Below are 16,588 nucleotides of genomic sequence, written 5' to 3'. Positions count from 1 at the left end.
CAATTGTAAAACCCAATACAAGGAAGAAGAATCACATTAGTTTTTTAGGGAATAGAGCGACTCTAAAGTCTAAACTCACGAAGAAACCCAAACAAATAAGGGAATAAAAAATCTCGTTTAGTGATCTCTAAAAGCCATTAACATGCTCTTGAACTGAATAGACAAAAGCATGTTTCTAAGCATCTTCTTTGGTAGTAGCCTTATTTCCGATACATCTTAAATTGTAAGAACAATTCATTATAAAAAGCTAAGTTGCTTTGCCCCAAGTTTTCGTATACCTCTAAGCGGTCGGTTAATTCTGGATTAGGATAGAATCGTTCGTCTTCTACCATCTCTTTCGGCATGAACTGTAGTGCTTCTTTATTTGGTGTAGAGTAACTAACATACTCTGTATTTTGGGCAGCTACTTCTGCATCTAACATAAAGTTAATAAATTCGTGTGCACCATCTATATTTTGTGCAGTTTTTGGAATGACAAAGTTATCGAACCAGAGGTTGGACCCCTCTTCCGGTACCGCGTAGTCGATTGCTTCATTTTCTCCCATGATATCTGCGGCATCACCAGACCAACCAACCGCAATTGTGGCTTCGTTATTTGCCATTAACATTTTATTTTCATCACCAACTATTGCTCGAACATTTGGAGTAAGCCCCTCTAACCTTTCTAATGCTTGATAGAGATGGTCAGGATTAGTGTCGTTCAAGGAATAACCTAATGAGTTTAATCCCATACCGATAATTTCACGAGCGCCATCGATTAGTAAAATTTGATTTTCTAACGAAGGGTCCCATAAGTCATGCCAGCTTGTTAGTTTCATACCTTCTGGCAAAAGAGTTGTGTTAAATACAATTCCAACTGTTCCCCAAAAATATGGAACCGAATATTGGTTATTTGGATCGAATGGTAAATTCATAAAACGTTTGTCTAAATTACTCAGGTTTGAAAGTTTGGAATGGTCTAATTCAATTAGTAAATCTTCCTCTACCATTTTTTGCACCATATATTCAGATGGTACTGCAACATCATATGTCGTACCACCTTGTTGAATTTTTGTCATCATCGCTTCATTGGAATCGAATGTTTCATATACAATGGTAATGCCAGTTTCTTCCTCAAATTGACTAATTAGTTCTTCGTCGATATAATCTCCCCAATTGTATACAGTTAACGTATTATCACCGGAAAACCCTTGTGCAGCATTGAGGCGATTAATCATTATAAGTAAAACAATCGAAACAACGAGTATTGCAATAAATGATCGCATGATAGATTTCATCGTCTCAAGCCAACTCCTTTCGTTCCACTACGCTGTGTAAGATAGTAATAAACAATTACGAGAAGTATTGTTATGAAAAACATAATGGTAGATAAAGCGTTAATATTAAGCGATATTCCTCGTCTAGCTAATGAATATATTTCAACAGACAGAGTGGTAAATCCATTACCAGTTACAAAGAAAGTTACTGCAAAATCATCAAGTGAATAAGTTAACGCCATGAAAAATCCAGCAAAAATACCTGGCGAAATATAAGGTAGCGTAACTTTTGTCAGGACGTTCCAATTACTTGCTCCTAAATCACGAGCAGCATCTTCTAATGAAGAACTCATCTCAAGAAGTTTAGGAAGTACCATTAACACAACAATAGGTATACTAAAAGCGATATGAGATAGGAGGACGGAATAAAATCCTAACTGAATTCCAGCCAATGTAAATAAAATTAAAAAGCTAGCACCAATAATTACATCAGGACTTACAATAAGCACATTATTTAATGATAAAAGAGAATTCCGAGTTCGTCTTTTTTTATAAGATCGAATGCTGATTGCGCCCAAAACACCAATTATTGTTGCAATAAGTGCAGACAAGAGTGCAATTACGAGGGTATTAAGCACAATAATCAATAAGCGAGTGTCTTGGAATAATTCTCTGTACCAGTCAAAAGTAAAACCTTCAAAGTCGCTCATCGTTCCGCCACTATTGAATGAATAAAAGATTAAATAAAATATTGGTGCATATAAAATGAAAAATACAATGATTAAAAAGATATTAGCGAATGAAGAGGATTTATTCTCCATACTAGACACCTCTCCTTCGTATCGATGTTAATGCCATAAATCCTACCATAATAATGATTAGAAAAACTGCGATGGTAGCTCCCATGCCCCAGTTTTGGGTGACGAGAAACTGCTGCTCAATTGCAGTTCCAAGCGTAATCACACGGTTCCCGGCAATTAATCGTGTAAGCATAAATAGAGATAGCGCAGGGATGAAAACCACTTGACATCCAGATTTCACACCATCAATTGTTAAAGGAAAAATAACTCTTCGGAATGTAGTCCATTTCGAAGCACCTAAATCTTTGGATGCGTATAGCAAGCTTGAATTTAAATTATCTATTGCATTAAAAATAGGTAAGATCATAAACGGTATAAAAATGTAAACAGCGACAAATACAAAACTAAAATCGGTGAAAAGTAATTGCCTCGATCCTATTCCTATCCACTCTAAAAAATGATTTGCTGCACCATGCGTGCTGAATATACCAATAAATGCATAAGCTTTTAATAGTAAATTAATCCATGAAGGTACAATAATCAGTAAAAGCCATAATTGCTTATGTTTCGTACGTGTTAATAAATAAGCTGTCGGATAAGCAATTAACAGAGAAATTAATGTGATTAGAAATGCATACCAAAATGAATTTAAGGTCATTTGCAAATAGGTTGGTGTAAAGAAATTTTTGTAATTCTCAAAAGAGAAATTCCCTTCAATATCAAAGAACGAGAAATAAACAACAAGTAAAATCGGTGCAATCACGAAGAGGATAATCCAAAGTGCATAAGGTAACATGTATAAATTACGAAGAGTCTTATTCTCCATTTGTTTCTCCCTCTGAATAGGAATCTAAACGACGATCAAAGTCTGCTTCGGACTCATTAAATCGCATAACATGTATATCTTCTGGATTAAACCTCAATCCAATTTGTTCGCCAACAATTGCTTTTTTCGTCGATTGAACAAGCCACTCGTTCCCTTCGTTATCCAAACAGGTAATTTCATAATGTACACCACGGAATAACTGCGTGTGTACAGTAACGGAAATCATCCCTTGTTCTACAGAAGTGATTTCCATATCTTCTGGACGAATAACCACTTCGACAGGTTCATTAGCATTCATTCCCATATCCACACATGTGAATTGTTTTCCTGCAATTTCAACAAGGTAGTCTTCAACCATTGTAGCTTTAGCGATATTAGATTCACCAATAAAGTCAGCAACAAAGCGGTTAATCGGCTCATCATAAATATCATTTGGTGTGCCACTCTGTTGAATCTTTCCTTTATCTAAAACAAATATCTCATCAGACATCGCGAGAGCTTCTTCTTGATCATGTGTAACAAAAATAAAGGTAATCCCAAGTCTTTGTTGAAGTTCACGAAGCTCGTACTGCATTTGATACCTTAATTTAAGGTCTAACGCGGATAATGGTTCATCGAGTAATATTACTGCAGGCTCATTAACAATCGCACGTGCTATTGCTACACGTTGTCGTTGGCCACCTGACATATCCTCGATTTCACGGTTTTCGTATCCGGCTAGATTGACAAAAGAAAGTGCTTCTTTGACTTTTTCATCTATCTTGGATTTTTTAAATTTCTTAATACGTAATCCAAAAGCAACATTTTCATAGACATTGAGGTGAGGAAATAAAGCATAGTCCTGGAAGACCGTATTAATTGGTCGTTTGTTAGCTGGAATATGGTTAATTTTTTTTCCTTCAAAAATGATGTCCCCTGATGTTGCTTCAGTAAATCCGGCTATTAGACGTAAAATGGTCGTTTTCCCACAACCTGAAGGACCAAGTAAGGTATAGAACTTCCCTTTTTCTATTGTAAAACTGACGTGATCCAAGACAAGAGGATCATTATCGAACTGTTTGGAGACATTTTTAAATTGAATAATTGGTTGATTATTTTCCATTTCTAACTCCTTCTCCTGTTAGATGTTCAAGATGAGTATTTTATATTTTTTTGAATACTGATTTGACTGACCAATTATTATTATTATGAAAACTACATATAGTTATAAACAGTGCAAGTTTTAGTCAGATTCGAAATAATTATACATGAAAAGTATACAGTTGAAATTACTTTTTTTATCTGTAGGTTAAATATTTTATTAGAGCGGGTATATGGTATAAAAGGTGCATGATTATTTTCGGGATTGGGGAAGCTATACATAGGTTCCAGAGCTTTGGCTACGTCATATTTTGGACACATTTATAGAAAAAAGTGACATGATGTCATACTTATTATTGACTTATGACACGGTGTCATTTAATATTAAACTATACAACATGACATGGTGTCACATATGAAAGCTGGAGGAAGTAACATGCCAAAAGTAACCTTTTTCAATTTACCGGATGCAAAACGAAATAAATTAATGGAAGCAGTAGAGAAAGAATTTTCTAGAGTTCCGCTATCTCAAGCCTCCATTTCTAATATTGTGAAGAGTGCTTGTGTTGCTAGAGGAAGCTTCTACCAGTACTTTGAGAATAAAGAAGATGCTTTTTATTATCTTTTGAAACTGCAGACGGAGAAACGTCGTGAATACTTTCTTTTTACATTAGAAGAAAGTGGTGGAGATATCTTTAAAACTATGGAGAATTTGTTCCAGATGTTGTTAGAGGATTTAAGTAATGAAGATAATCTCAAATTTCTTCAAAATGCATTAATGAATGTGACCCATGAAATTGAGGATTCATTTACAGGATTATTTATCGGTCAAAGAACAGTAGGCGGTAACGTTGAAGCTGCACTAGACCGAATTAGCGGATTGATTGATTCAAATAAGCTAAATATAACAGGCAATCAAGAATTTTTTCACGTAATGCAAATACTGACGTCTGTTACTTTTCGAAATCTCGTAGATAAATTCTCACGCAATCTCTCCAATGAGGAAGCAATGGAAAACTTTCGTATTGAGATGGAATTGCTTCGAAAAGGGTTGTATAAATCATAAATTGTAAGAAAATTTACTATAAAGAATGGGGTATGATTAATGTCAGTTATAATTTATGGCGCTGCATGTTCATCTACAAGGAAGGCTAAACAATGGTTCCACAAAAATGGTATCGATTTTGAAGAACGTAATGTTATCCGTGAACCATTAACAGTAAATGAATTACAAAATATCTTAAGAATGACAGTAGAAGGAACGGATGAGATTATCTCTACTCGTTCGAAAATATATAAAGACTTAAATCTTGATATTGAGTCATTGCCACTTCAGGAACTGCTTGAGATTATCCAAGAACATCCGAGATTGCTTCGCAGTCCAATTATGGTAGATGATAAACGATTACAAGTAGGTTATCATGAAGAGGACATTCGTCAATTCTTGCCAAGACAAACAAGGGAATATCAATGGTTACAATGGAAAACGAATAATTTGCGAGTAGCTGAGAATTAATTTCTGGAGGTACTTATGGATTTAATCGCATCACACCCGTATATTAAGGTCGTACGCCAAGTTAGTAGCCTACAACAAACAGACACCGAAGAGAAACGCTATATGTATATCTATAATGAAAAGATTGTGACGAAACATCGTGAGTTTCCAATTGATGATGTCCTAGATATGTCATATCGTTTTGTAGGGAAAGATTCTGGCATGTTGTATTTACACACGTTGAAAGGTGTATATCCGTATATTGTCAAAACCTCTCCAGAAGATTTTGTGGAAAGTTTTAAGGAGTTACAGAATAAACGTCGATATCACACTTAACCTCAAATTTACTACATTTAATTCACCACTATAAATAATGTCCCATCATATAACGAACAGTGACTGTAACTTGTCACTGTTTTTTTCACTTTAGCCATAGGCGTTCACCTATTCTTTAACAGGATATTAGTCCACTTTCTAAGCGCATGCATAAGATATGTTTAAGAATATTAGAAAGGGTGCTTAACATTGAGTTTATATATGAATGAAAACGAGAATGTTTATAAAAGTGAACAGCAGTTATATGCACCAAATCAACAGGTGTTTATTCGAAGTCATATGTCAGAAGTGTTAGAGGAACATAACAATATTCAACAATCAATCATGAAATCAATTCGGAGATTAAATAGTCAAATGGCTGGTCAAGGACTAAAACAACAACAAAATTGGGATTCTATAACTGATCAATTGCAAATATTAGAGAAAGATAGTATGAATCATAAAATGATGGAACAAAATGTCTTAGATAAACTTCAAATACTAGAAGATAGTCAACAATCCATTTCTATACAAATAAAAGAAGAAGGAATTTCAAAGCAACAAATAACCTCACACTTGACTGAATTGAAGAAGAGCCAACAAGTATTGCAGGAACTGATGGATTCTATGCAGACAACAAATGAAAAATATCACGACAAAGTTGAAGAACAAAATCAAATGCAACAGGCAGTAATGCAAACGTTAAAAGACAAAGAAGTAGAAACGGGGAAGGTGTATGAGCGCCTGGAAAGTCAGGACGCATTATTAGAAAAAGTAGTTCGTCAAATGGATCATTTTCGAGGTGTTATGTATGAACGAACCAATTATTTGGCTAAAAAGCTAGAATCTACCGTAACTTATATGTTGAATAAACTGACGGGGGTCAATGATGATAAGCAAGAAGAAATGCAAGAAAAGAAAGAAAAACAAAACGTGTAAAAGTAGAAGAGCCGCATCAATTTTACATGATTATAGATTTATGCGGTTCTTGTTATATTTACAATAGATATTTGTAGTTGAAACGATGTTAACAGTTCTCCTATAATTGGTTTAATAATGTCTGAAGTTATACAGTTACATTAGGAATGGATGTAGTAGGAGGTACGGATAATGAAAGTAACAAGTTATCGCGATGCGTGGGTGGAAGTTTCCCTCGATGCATTAACTTATAATGTACGTCAATTTAAGAATCATTTACGTAAACAGTCGAGATTGATGGCAGTTGTAAAAGCTGATGGTTATGGGCATGGTGCTGTTCCTATAGCGCGAAGAGCTTTAGAAGCAGGAGCAGAATATCTTGGGGTTGCTTTTATTGATGAGGCACTTCAAATTCGAGAAGCTGGAATATTAGCTCCTGTTTTATTGCTTGGTTATACACCAAGTTATGCTGTAAGAGAAGCAGTTAAACATGACCTCACCCTCACCGTGTACTCAACGGAAACGCTGGAAGCGATAAAGGACGCAGCTCGTTCTTTAGAAAAAAAAGCAAAAGTTCATATAAAAATTGATAGTGGTATGAGTCGGATAGGGTTAAGGTCTGCCGATGAGGTCATCTCTCTAATGACATCGATGCAATCCGAAGAAATTGAAGTAGAAGGGATTTTTACTCATTTTGCGGATGCTGATAATGGAGAAAGTGATGCGTATACATACAAACAATTTGAGGTCTTCCAAGGGATTATTGAGTCGTTGGAAAATGAAGGGTATTCGATACCAATCAAACATTGTTGCAATAGTGCAGCCACGATAGCTTTTCCGGAGTTGCATATGGATATGGTTCGAGTAGGAATAAGTTTATACGGGTTATATCCAGGACAACATTTAAAGGAAATTTTGTCCTTACAGCAAGTAATGAGTTTTAAAGCTAAGCCTGTGCTCGTAAAAGATGTTCCCCCTCACCAGCCAATTAGCTATGGATTAACGTATGAGACAAAGGAAACGACAAAAATCGCTACGCTCCCTATAGGCTATGCAGATGGGTTTTCCCGTTTGTTATCAAATAAAGGTCATGTGACTGTTCATGGAACAGAGTGTCCTATTGTTGGGAGAATTTGTATGGATCAGTCTATGATAGATGTATCTACTGTTCGAACCGACGTAACCAAAGATGATATTGTAACCATTTTTGGTGATGAAAATGCAGGATATATTCCATTAGATGTGGTCGCAGATCAAATGCAAACAATTCATTATGAAACGGTTTGCCTAATTGGAAAGCGGGTCCCAAGACATTATGTGTAAAATTTACTCAAGTAAACCATCAATATCAACAGACTGTAAATCATCCATGTTATCTAGTGGGAATACAGTCGCAATATGATTGGAGTCGAGAGAACGGATAAAAACGGGGATTCCATGATACGTTACTTGAACCAACTCCGGTGAGTCAATTATTTGTTGTACTCGGTTATAATCCAAGGCTAGCCCTCCTTTGCATAAAAAATAAAATAAAAGTTATTAAGGTCCATCTTATGAAGAATTCATAATTAGTTTTGTTAATTACATAAGATGTATTCGTTGTAAAAACTGGTACATGGAGGTGTGCAATGACCCCTTTTACAGAACGTGTTATTCAAATTATCAAAGATATTCCTTATGGAAAAGTGATGACCTATGGACAAATCGCAGCAAATGCAGGAAGTAAGCGGGCAGCAAGACAAGTGGTACGAATTTTACATTCGATGAGTGAAAAGTATTACTTGCCGTGGCATCGTGTTATCAATGCACAAGGAAAGATTGGAATTCAATCCGAAGAAGGATTTTGGGAACAAAGAACTAGGTTAGAATCAGAAGGTGTGAAAGTGGATAACCAGGGAAAAATATCTTTAGAACGTTATCAATGGTTTCCTGGAAAAGAAACAGAGGAGGATATATATGAAATTTAGTTTAAATAATCAAGCATTCGAAACAGAATTATCATATGGAAATTTAACTATTTCTGGAGAAGATGAACATGGCTTCCGACCATTCGCTTTATTAGTTTCTTCAATCGCCGGATGTAGTGGTGGAGTGCTTCGTAAAATAATGGAAAAACAACGAATTGATTTTAAAGATATCTTAATTGAAGCAGATATAGAGCGTAATGAAGCTGAAGCGAATCGAATTGAAAAAATCGCCATGCATTTTACAGTGTATGCAGACACTCTGTCTCAGGAAAAAGCAGAGAAAGCCTTAGCTATTTCTTCTAAAAATTGCTCGATGGTACAATCCGTAAAAGGAAGTATTGAGATCGTAGAAACAATTGAAGTGATACCGGCTAAGGGTAAATAAGTATAGATTGGTAAGAAGTGTCTATAAGCAACAAATTGTATTTTAGCCATATATCTCGGTATAATAAAAATTGAATTTATAACGTATTTTTATACTAGATGTATTGCATACAAGGAGGTTGCTCCGTGAAAATAGTTGGAATTTCAGGGTCTATTGTAGGTTCCAAAACGAGAATCGCAGTAGAACATGTTTTGAAATATATAAGTAATCAATATGACTCGGTTGAAGTAGAGTTAATTGATTTAAAGGATTATGAGTTGGTTTTTAGTGACGGTCGTTCAGTGGATGCTTACACAGGGGACACAAGATTTGTTTTAGAAAAAATTCTAGACTCAGATGGGATATTAATAGGAACACCGACATTTCAAGCTTCCATACCAGGTACGTTAAAAAATTTGTTTGACTTATTGCCAATGGATGCATTTCGTCATAAAGCAATTGGGATTTTAGCAACTGCAGGTTCAGCTAAACATTACCTCGTTCCAGAACAGCAATTAAAACCTATCTTAACGTACATGCTTGGTTGGGTATTGCCCAAATATGTGTTTATTGAAGAAAAAGATTTTACAAATTATGTTCTTACCAACCAAAATGTGCTAAATCGATTAACTATTCTTGCTGATCAGTTGATACAATTAACAAGACAAATAAAAGAAAATAAAATACAACCATCTTCATTTTCATTTAAACCGTAAGAGTAAATTAGCTTACGGTTTTTTGCACACATGAAACTTACAAAAAATAAGTTTATTATTTTTAAACACAAAAGAGTTGAAATAAAAATGAATTCTTGGTATATTATATTTAATTAATAAATATTTAATTAAATATAATATGTTTGGAGGAAATATAGATGAAAATAGGAATTATTTTAGGAAGTGTACGAAAAGGTCGTAATGGTGAAGCAGTAGCCAATTGGATGTATGATTTTGCAACTAATCGTAATGATGATGTAACTTATGAAATAGTCGATTTAGCAGATTATCCACTTCCGATGTTAGGAGCAGAAGTAAAAGAATCGGATCAAGAAGAAGCAGCTCAAGCAATTCAAAGTTGGTCGGAAAAAATGGCGTCATTTGATGGATATATCTTCATCACACCAGAATATAATCATGCAATTGGTGGAGCGCTGAAAAATGCAACAGACTATCTAAAAGTGGAAGTGCACAATAAAGCTGCTGGTTTTGTTGGTTACGGCAGTTTGGGAGGTACGCGTGCACATGAAAACCTACGTTTAATTCTTGGTGAATTACAAGTCGCAGACGTGCGTACAGCAGTAACTTTCTCACTAATGACAGACTTTGAAAATATGAGTGTATTTAAACCGGCTGATTTTCACCATGCGAATGCAAACGAAATGTTGGATCAAGTAATCGCTTGGTCAGGAGCTTTAAAATCATTACGGGGATAACATATAATTTGAACAGAAAAATAGTAGGGATACCTGCTATTTTTTTGTTTGGATTTAAATTGGGAAGTTGTTTCTCTAGAAAAAGATTCTTTACATATTTGATATAAGTAAATTAATCCTTGGAGTAGAACCAGAAAAACTTGTAGGGCCAGAAGTATTATAAATGAAAAAGCAGCTATACTTACATATGTAAGGTAGTTGCTTTTTTCTTTATAGATATATTGGTATACAATGATAGGCTGTGTTGCGGTTAAAAAATCCTGTTCAGATTCTTTTTCTAGTTCAAAAGAATACATTTACTTAGAATAACTATTTGTATATTGAAAAGTGTTGTATAATTATTAGAATATTAAAAAAGAAAGGTGTGTGTTGTCCATGAATCGCAAATCCTTTATTAGTAAGTTAGTCGTTCTCACTGGATTAATTGCCATAATTAGTGGGCTGTTATTATTTTATCCACAACTTGAAACAAAGATTGACGCCACAGATGAAACGGACATAACACAACTAGAAGATGCAACCTTAGAAGAGAAATTAGCTATCATATTAGATAATTCCAACCTAGAAGGGGGAGTAACAGGGGTTAGTGTGTTGGATGCAACGAATGGTGAACAGTTATTTTCCAGAAATGCTGATATTCGATTACATCCTGCATCAAATATGAAAATCTTAACTGCGGTTTCGGCATTGGAAACGTTAGGTCCTAATTACCGCTTTACAACGGAAGTGCTTACGGAAGGAAGAGTAAGTGGAAAAGTCCTTCACGGGAATATTTATGTAAAGGGGAAGGGAGATCCTACCTTACTTCAATCCGATCTTGAAGCTTTCGCGAAGGAGTTAAAAAAACAAGGCATTCACAAAATTAAAGGTGATCTAGTTGGAGATGACACATGGTATGATGATGTTCGTCTTTCTCAAGATTTAAACTGGTCAGATGAACCGTTTTACACAGGAGCGCAGGTATCTGCATTAACGATGTCACCAGATGACGATTATGATGCAGGTACGGTCATTGTGGAGGTCAGACCTAGTGGAAAAGGAAAGAAAGCAGAAGTAACAGTTACTCCAGAAAATAATTATATTTCTATTGAGAATAAAACCAAGATGGTTGCTAATGGAGAAGAGAAAGATATTTCAATTGAACGACAACACGGGAACAATACAATTGTAATTGAAGGAGAAATGCCTAAAGACGGATCAATATCACGATCTTGGGCATCTGTTTGGGAGCCAACAAATTACGTCATTAATGTGTTTAGACAAACTCTAGAAGAGGAAGGAATAACGTTTATAGGGAAATCCGAAGATCGATTTGAAGCAACTCCTTCTTCTGCCGAAGTACTTGTTGCTAAAGAATCCATGCCGTTAAAAGAACTATTTATACCTTTTATGAAGTTAAGTAATAATGGACATGGGGAAACGCTTGTAAAAGAAATGGGAAAAGTGGTTGGGGACGAAGGTAGTTGGGATGAAGGGTTAACAGTAATGAAGGATGTTCTTGGAGAGCTGGGGCTGAATGTGGATACTATTTTATTACGAGATGGATCAGGAATGTCGCATAAGAATTTGATTCCTGCAGTGGAACTATCGGAACTCTTATATGTTATTCAAGAGAAAGATTGGTTTACTTCTTTTCAATCTGTATTACCGGTAGCTGGACATCCAGAAAGAATGATTGGTGGAACACTCAGAAATCGGATGACAGATAGCCCTGCAACAAAAAATGCAATTGCAAAAACGGGATCGATTACAGGAGTTTCTACATTATCGGGTTATGTAACAACGGCTGATGGGAAGGAAGTTATTTTTTCTATACTCATAAATAACTTTCTTGGATCAAGCGCTACGATAAGGAGTATTGAAGATAGTATCGTAAATGTAATAGCAGATCATGAATTTTAAAATTTAAGTAAAAGAACAGAGCAAGTGGAATTATCTCTTAAAGAGGACATGATTTCGCTTGCTTTTTGTATATCAATCAATTTTTAATATTGGCTAAGTTTCATTTAAAAAAGCGGACATACGTATTTTGTACAAAAATCTTGATTAGGAAATTGACTCATGTACAAAACACTTAATCAATTTAAAATAAAAATATTAGACGTGTGAAAAGGCCAAGCAAAGCTATTTACATTTTAAAAAAAATCGTGTATCCTTAATCCTTAGTAAATTAATTGGAAAAGAGGGTTTTAGATGGAGCAATCCGTAACTCAGAAAAACTTTACGCAAAAACAGACAACCATTTTGGCGGACCTAAATCCTATGCAAAAGCCCCTTCTTATAATAGGGATTATCGTATCTATCATTCTATTATCAGCAATCGTTATCACTGCTGACTGGGTACAAGGTGTATTATTTATTTTAGGTTTAGCGTTAGGAGCAACATTACTTTATGCTCGTTTTGGGTTTACTTCGGCCTTTAGAAGGCTGGCATCTGTTGGTAATGTCCAAGGAATTCAAGCCCATCTTCTTATGTTTGTTGTTTCAACAACGTTATTTGCAATTATTTTAAGTAATGGTTTTAGTTTTACAGGTGTAGAACCTCAGGGATATGTTTCACCTGTAGGGGTTAGTGTACTTGTCGGAGCATTTTTATTCGGTATCGGAATGCAACTTGGTAATGGTTGTGCATCGGGTACGTTGTATAACCTTGGTGGTGGAGGATCATCAATGATTCTTACATTATTTGCCTTTATTATCGGTTCTACTCTCGGTGCATATCATTTACCTTTTTGGACAGAAACTCCATCCTTGCCACCGATTTCACTTGCTGAATCAACAGGATTAGGATTTTTTGGAGGCTGGGTTGTCCAACTTCTATTGTTTGGTTTGATTTATTGGATTACGCTAATCATAGCGAAACGTAAAAATCCACCAGCAATGAAACCTTTAGCAAAAGGTAAAGGTTGGAAGCTAGTCTTTCGCGGAGCATGGCCATTATTTATCGCTGGTGTAATCTTAGCGGCATTAAACGCACTAGTACTACTTGTGCGTGGAACTCCTTGGGGAATTACTTCTGCATTTGCTTTATGGGGAGGTAAAACCTTACAAGCGGTTGGTATTGATGTATCATCCTGGGGTTATTTTTCAGGAGATGCAGCAAACGCACTTTCTCAATCCGTATTAATGGATTCTACAAGTGTAATGAACTTTGGAATTATTTTAGGAGCATTTATTGCAGTAACTGCGCAAGGTAATTTTAAACCTCGTAAGATTAAACCAGGTGTAGCAGGAGCTGCTATCGTGGGTGGATTACTAATGGGTTACGGAGCACGTCTGGCGTTTGGTTGTAACATTGGAGCTTATTTCGGTGGAATCTCTTCGTTCAGCCTACATGGCTGGGTATGGGCAATCATGGCATTTCTAGGAACGGGAGCAGCATTATTCCTACGGCCGTTATTTGGTATGATAAACCCAAATAAAAATGATCAATTTTGTTAGTGAATGGAACTAAAAACCCCGAGCATTTATGTTCGGGGTTTTTTATAGATTTCGCTTTTGATATCAGTGTTAACTTACCAAACAATTGGTTTAGTATTGCTCGGTACGATTGTGAATAAACTGTGGGCAATTAAAAATTGCGCACTATAGTAAGTAATCATCACTAAATCGCCTGCTATTGCAAATGACGAGATAAACATATTCCAAGAAAGAATGGAGTCCGAAATCAGAAATAGTATGCTGCCTAGTATTGCCCAACGATTTCCAGTCAAGATTGCTGTGAATGCCATAATACTTATTATAGTGATATAGGCGATGACCGGGATAATAAGCTGCTGTTGCCCACTTTCTTGAAGCGAAGACACGAGTTGTATTCCCATCCAAATCGCAAAAGCGGTAATGGGTATTATTGTTAACCCTTTTTTCAACGAATAATTAGCTTGTTTAAGAAATCCTAGAGTATAACTTATATGACCAAGTAAAAATGCTGTTAAACCAATAATAAACCAATGTAAAGTAGCATCACCAATAATACAAAAGCATAGGCCAATAAGAAGAAACCAATGAGTAGCGTTTTTCTCAAGGGGCATTTGCTCTGTTGCATAAATAATGATCAGGATCATTGGAATTACTTTAAAAAATAAGCTGAAGACAAATGGTTCTGATGGAGAAATAAATATATAAACAATACTTGTTGTGAGAATTAATATGGGAAGACGGTACAATACCATAACGAACACTCCTCTATGCTATAACTACTTACCATTATCTTTTCTAGAGAAGAAGAGAATATCCTTTATTATAAGCAAATATTTTCCAATTAGAAAGATATTCATGAAAATTTCTTTTTGTAGGCATACTATTAGATATATATTTGGTATAAGGAGTGTTTATGTTGAGTCAAGAATCGATAAGGAAAAAAGTAGATCAAATCTTAAGTGAAAGCCCAATTGGCACAATGGCTACAGTGAAGAATGATAAACCTCATTCTCGTTATATGCTTTACTTCCATCGTGAATTAATACTATATACTGCAACAGACAAAGAAACGGATAAAGTTGAAGAAATTGAATTAAACCCTTGGACACATATCTTGATTGGTTATGAAGGAGAAGGATTTGGTGATGAATATGTGGAATATCAAGGTAAAGTTTCCATTGAGTCTAGTCTCGAATTAAAAAAGGAATTATGGAATGAAGATATGAAGAAGTATTTTTCTGGGCCAGAAGATTCTTCCTATACTTTATTAAAAGTGGAACCAACTGCGATTCGAGTTATGAATAAAAAAGGAGAATCTCCAAAAGAACTCCACTTGTAAAAAATAAAAAACAACTGGAGAGCTGCTAAAGGAATAACTACTCTACTTAAACTACCTTTGTTTGGAGGCGATATAGTGAAGTATGAAGTGGTTATTCAATAGTGCTCCAGTTGTTTTTTTACTCAGTGATGATGAATGCTTCAATCCCTAGTTCTTGTAATTGAAGTACTCTAGCATTAGCGTTGTCGCGATTACGAAATGCGCCGGATTGAACACGATACCACTGTTGGCCAGATATAGTTACTGGTACAATAATTGCTTCAATATTTTCGTCCGATAGAAGATTCACACGTTCTTCTGCGTTATTTCGTTGTCTGAATGACCCGGCAATTACTTTAAAAAAATTAGATGGAGAAGGATCAGGCGTATTATCCTTTAGCTGAAGTTGAAAAGCACGAGCTAATCCATATACATGACCTTGTGCGACATTTTGCCGCCATGAGGGATCACGTAATTTCTCTGCATCACCGCTATGGTCAATAAAACCGTTCTCTGTGAGAAGCGCAGGCATATGGGATTCACGTAATACATGGAAATTTGCTTTCTTTTTACCACGGTTCCGCAGTTGATTAACTTTACTTACTTCTTCATGAATAATGGTTTGATATCTAGCAGTAATTGATTGATCCGATAGACTATTGTGGATAAAGTCCTCGTAGCCATATGCTGAACCGTTAAAAGCGTTACAATGAATAGATAGAAAGTAATCTGCATCCCAATTATTTGCTTCGTTTGTTCTTTGAGCTAAGCTTTTTGTGCTGTCTGCAGTTCTGCTCATTCTTACAGATACATTATGATAGTTAGAAAGTAGTATATCACGTATTCGGATAGCGATGTCTAGAGTGATTGTTTTTTCTTGTAGTCCATTACCTGTGGCACCAGGATCACTTCCACCATGTCCGGGATCAAGGTATAGTTTCATTGCTTCTTTTCCTCCTCTCGATTATAGTATATGGATGATAAATAGAAGAGCGTGGACAAACAACATGAGTGTAGTATAATTCCACTTTAGTGTATCCACGTTTATCACTCTTATAATCGAAGGACAGGCTAATAAAGAAGGAAAGCTATATAATACTATCAAACTCTACAATAGTACCTTTTTAGAAATAAGAAACAAATTACTGAAGAGTTTAGACATAATCATATTCTTGTAATTATTAACTGAGAAGGTACATAAAACAACTTCTTCTTAGTTAGTCAATAAGGTCCTTATTCTTTCTATAAGATCGTTTAAGTGAAATTAAATCAAATATGTACATGAAAATACCTGATAATATTCCGATGCCAAGGGGATCATACCATTCTCCATTTTGTAATCCAACAAGATGAGTTATGTAGAGGCCTATGATCATAAAAGTTCCAAAAATTATACT

19 protein-coding genes are annotated in these 16,588 nt (G+C 35.4%); 12 read left to right on the top strand and 7 right to left on the bottom strand.

Features of this window, described 5'->3' with window-relative positions; all coding sequences use genetic code 11:
- Nucleotides 1–200 precede the first annotated feature (200 nt).
- From AQ616_RS01245 to AQ616_RS01230, 4 genes are read right to left on the bottom strand one after another with little or no spacing between them, the layout of a single operon-like run.
- Nucleotides 201–1,277 (bottom strand): ABC transporter substrate-binding protein, encoded by a 1,077-nt coding sequence (locus AQ616_RS01245; RefSeq protein ID WP_069684821.1) that lies wholly within the window; start codon nucleotides 1,275–1,277, stop codon nucleotides 201–203.
- Nucleotides 1,274–2,077 (bottom strand): ABC transporter permease, encoded by an 804-nt coding sequence (locus AQ616_RS01240; RefSeq protein WP_069684820.1) that lies wholly within the window; start codon nucleotides 2,075–2,077, stop codon nucleotides 1,274–1,276. Before AQ616_RS01240 ends, AQ616_RS01245 begins: the two co-directional genes overlap by 4 nt.
- 1 nt (nucleotide 2,078) lies before the next feature.
- Entirely contained in the window at nucleotides 2,079–2,882 is an 804-nt protein-coding gene (locus tag AQ616_RS01235) for an ABC transporter permease (RefSeq protein WP_069684819.1), read from the bottom strand.
- Nucleotides 2,872–3,984, bottom strand: a complete 1,113-nt coding sequence (locus AQ616_RS01230) for an ABC transporter ATP-binding protein (RefSeq protein WP_017798385.1) — start codon at nucleotides 3,982–3,984, stop codon at nucleotides 2,872–2,874. Before AQ616_RS01230 ends, AQ616_RS01235 begins: the two co-directional genes overlap by 11 nt.
- 414 nt (nucleotides 3,985–4,398) lie before the next feature.
- Here AQ616_RS01230 and AQ616_RS01225 point away from each other — a divergent pair, with 414 nt between their 5' ends.
- From AQ616_RS01225 to alr, 5 genes are all read left to right on the top strand, one after another.
- Nucleotides 4,399–5,028, top strand: a complete 630-nt coding sequence (locus AQ616_RS01225; RefSeq protein ID WP_017798384.1) for a TetR/AcrR family transcriptional regulator — start codon at nucleotides 4,399–4,401, stop codon at nucleotides 5,026–5,028.
- A 39-nt stretch (nucleotides 5,029–5,067) separates the two neighbouring features.
- A complete protein-coding gene (locus AQ616_RS01220; protein ID WP_017798383.1) occupies nucleotides 5,068–5,478 on the top strand; it encodes a Spx/MgsR family RNA polymerase-binding regulatory protein in 411 nt (136 codons plus the stop codon).
- A 15-nt stretch (nucleotides 5,479–5,493) separates the two neighbouring features.
- Nucleotides 5,494–5,793, top strand: coding sequence for a hypothetical protein (locus AQ616_RS01215; RefSeq protein ID WP_069684818.1), 300 nt, complete (start codon nucleotides 5,494–5,496; stop codon nucleotides 5,791–5,793).
- Nucleotides 5,794–5,982: 189 nt separating this feature from the next.
- Entirely contained in the window at nucleotides 5,983–6,711 is a 729-nt protein-coding gene (locus AQ616_RS01210) for a hypothetical protein (RefSeq protein ID WP_069684817.1), read from the top strand.
- A 171-nt stretch (nucleotides 6,712–6,882) separates the two neighbouring features.
- A complete protein-coding gene (gene alr, locus AQ616_RS01205; protein ID WP_069684816.1) occupies nucleotides 6,883–8,013 on the top strand; it encodes an alanine racemase in 1,131 nt (376 codons plus the stop codon).
- A gap of 3 nt (nucleotides 8,014–8,016) precedes the next feature.
- Here the strand turns inward: alr and AQ616_RS01200 are convergent, their stop codons facing one another.
- Entirely contained in the window at nucleotides 8,017–8,190 is a 174-nt protein-coding gene (locus AQ616_RS01200) for an H-type small acid-soluble spore protein (protein ID WP_069684815.1), read from the bottom strand.
- A 128-nt stretch (nucleotides 8,191–8,318) separates the two neighbouring features.
- On the opposite strand from AQ616_RS01200, the gene AQ616_RS01195 reads away from it, so the two are divergent.
- The 6 genes from AQ616_RS01195 to AQ616_RS01170 all read left to right on the top strand — a co-directional run bounded on the left by AQ616_RS01195 (nucleotide 8,319) and on the right by AQ616_RS01170 (nucleotide 13,894).
- Nucleotides 8,319–8,657 carry an MGMT family protein gene (locus tag AQ616_RS01195; protein ID WP_069684814.1) on the top strand — a complete coding sequence of 113 codons (339 nt, stop codon included), beginning with the start codon at nucleotides 8,319–8,321 and terminating at the stop codon, nucleotides 8,655–8,657.
- Nucleotides 8,647–9,042 carry an OsmC family protein gene (locus AQ616_RS01190; RefSeq protein WP_069684813.1) on the top strand — a complete coding sequence of 132 codons (396 nt, stop codon included), beginning with the start codon at nucleotides 8,647–8,649 and terminating at the stop codon, nucleotides 9,040–9,042. Before AQ616_RS01195 ends, AQ616_RS01190 begins: the two co-directional genes overlap by 11 nt.
- A 125-nt stretch (nucleotides 9,043–9,167) precedes the next feature.
- Nucleotides 9,168–9,737 carry an NADPH-dependent FMN reductase gene (locus AQ616_RS01185; protein ID WP_069684812.1) on the top strand — a complete coding sequence of 190 codons (570 nt, stop codon included), beginning with the start codon at nucleotides 9,168–9,170 and terminating at the stop codon, nucleotides 9,735–9,737.
- Nucleotides 9,738–9,895: 158 nt separating this feature from the next.
- A complete protein-coding gene (locus AQ616_RS01180) occupies nucleotides 9,896–10,453 on the top strand; it encodes an NADPH-dependent FMN reductase (protein ID WP_069684811.1) in 558 nt (185 codons plus the stop codon).
- 375 nt (nucleotides 10,454–10,828) lie between these two features.
- Nucleotides 10,829–12,355: a D-alanyl-D-alanine carboxypeptidase/D-alanyl-D-alanine endopeptidase gene (gene dacB, locus AQ616_RS01175; protein ID WP_069684810.1), complete on the top strand. Its 1,527-nt coding sequence runs from the start codon at nucleotides 10,829–10,831 to the stop codon at nucleotides 12,353–12,355.
- A 291-nt stretch (nucleotides 12,356–12,646) separates the two neighbouring features.
- Nucleotides 12,647–13,894, top strand: a complete 1,248-nt coding sequence (locus AQ616_RS01170; RefSeq protein ID WP_069684809.1) for a YeeE/YedE family protein — start codon at nucleotides 12,647–12,649, stop codon at nucleotides 13,892–13,894.
- 74 nt (nucleotides 13,895–13,968) lie between these two features.
- Here the strand turns inward: AQ616_RS01170 and AQ616_RS01165 are convergent, their stop codons facing one another.
- Nucleotides 13,969–14,625, bottom strand: a complete 657-nt coding sequence (locus AQ616_RS01165) for a lysoplasmalogenase (protein WP_069684808.1) — start codon at nucleotides 14,623–14,625, stop codon at nucleotides 13,969–13,971.
- Between the two features lie 164 nt (nucleotides 14,626–14,789).
- Here AQ616_RS01165 and AQ616_RS01160 point away from each other — a divergent pair, with 164 nt between their 5' ends.
- Nucleotides 14,790–15,212: a pyridoxamine 5'-phosphate oxidase family protein gene (locus AQ616_RS01160; RefSeq protein WP_069684807.1), complete on the top strand. Its 423-nt coding sequence runs from the start codon at nucleotides 14,790–14,792 to the stop codon at nucleotides 15,210–15,212.
- A 118-nt stretch (nucleotides 15,213–15,330) separates the two neighbouring features.
- On the opposite strand, the gene AQ616_RS01155 is transcribed toward AQ616_RS01160, so the two are convergent.
- The gene (locus AQ616_RS01155; protein ID WP_069684806.1) at nucleotides 15,331–16,134 is read right to left on the bottom strand and encodes an N-acetylmuramoyl-L-alanine amidase; all 804 of its coding nucleotides are present in this window, start codon (nucleotides 16,132–16,134) and stop codon (nucleotides 15,331–15,333) included.
- Nucleotides 16,135–16,588: the final 454 nt, after the last annotated feature.

Source organism: Oceanobacillus sp. E9 (assembly GCF_001741975.1).
Classification (GTDB): domain Bacteria; phylum Bacillota; class Bacilli; order Bacillales; family Amphibacillaceae; genus Oceanobacillus; species Oceanobacillus kimchii.
Note: the sequence above shows the minus strand (reverse complement) of the source record. Positions and strands in the feature narration are given on the sequence as shown.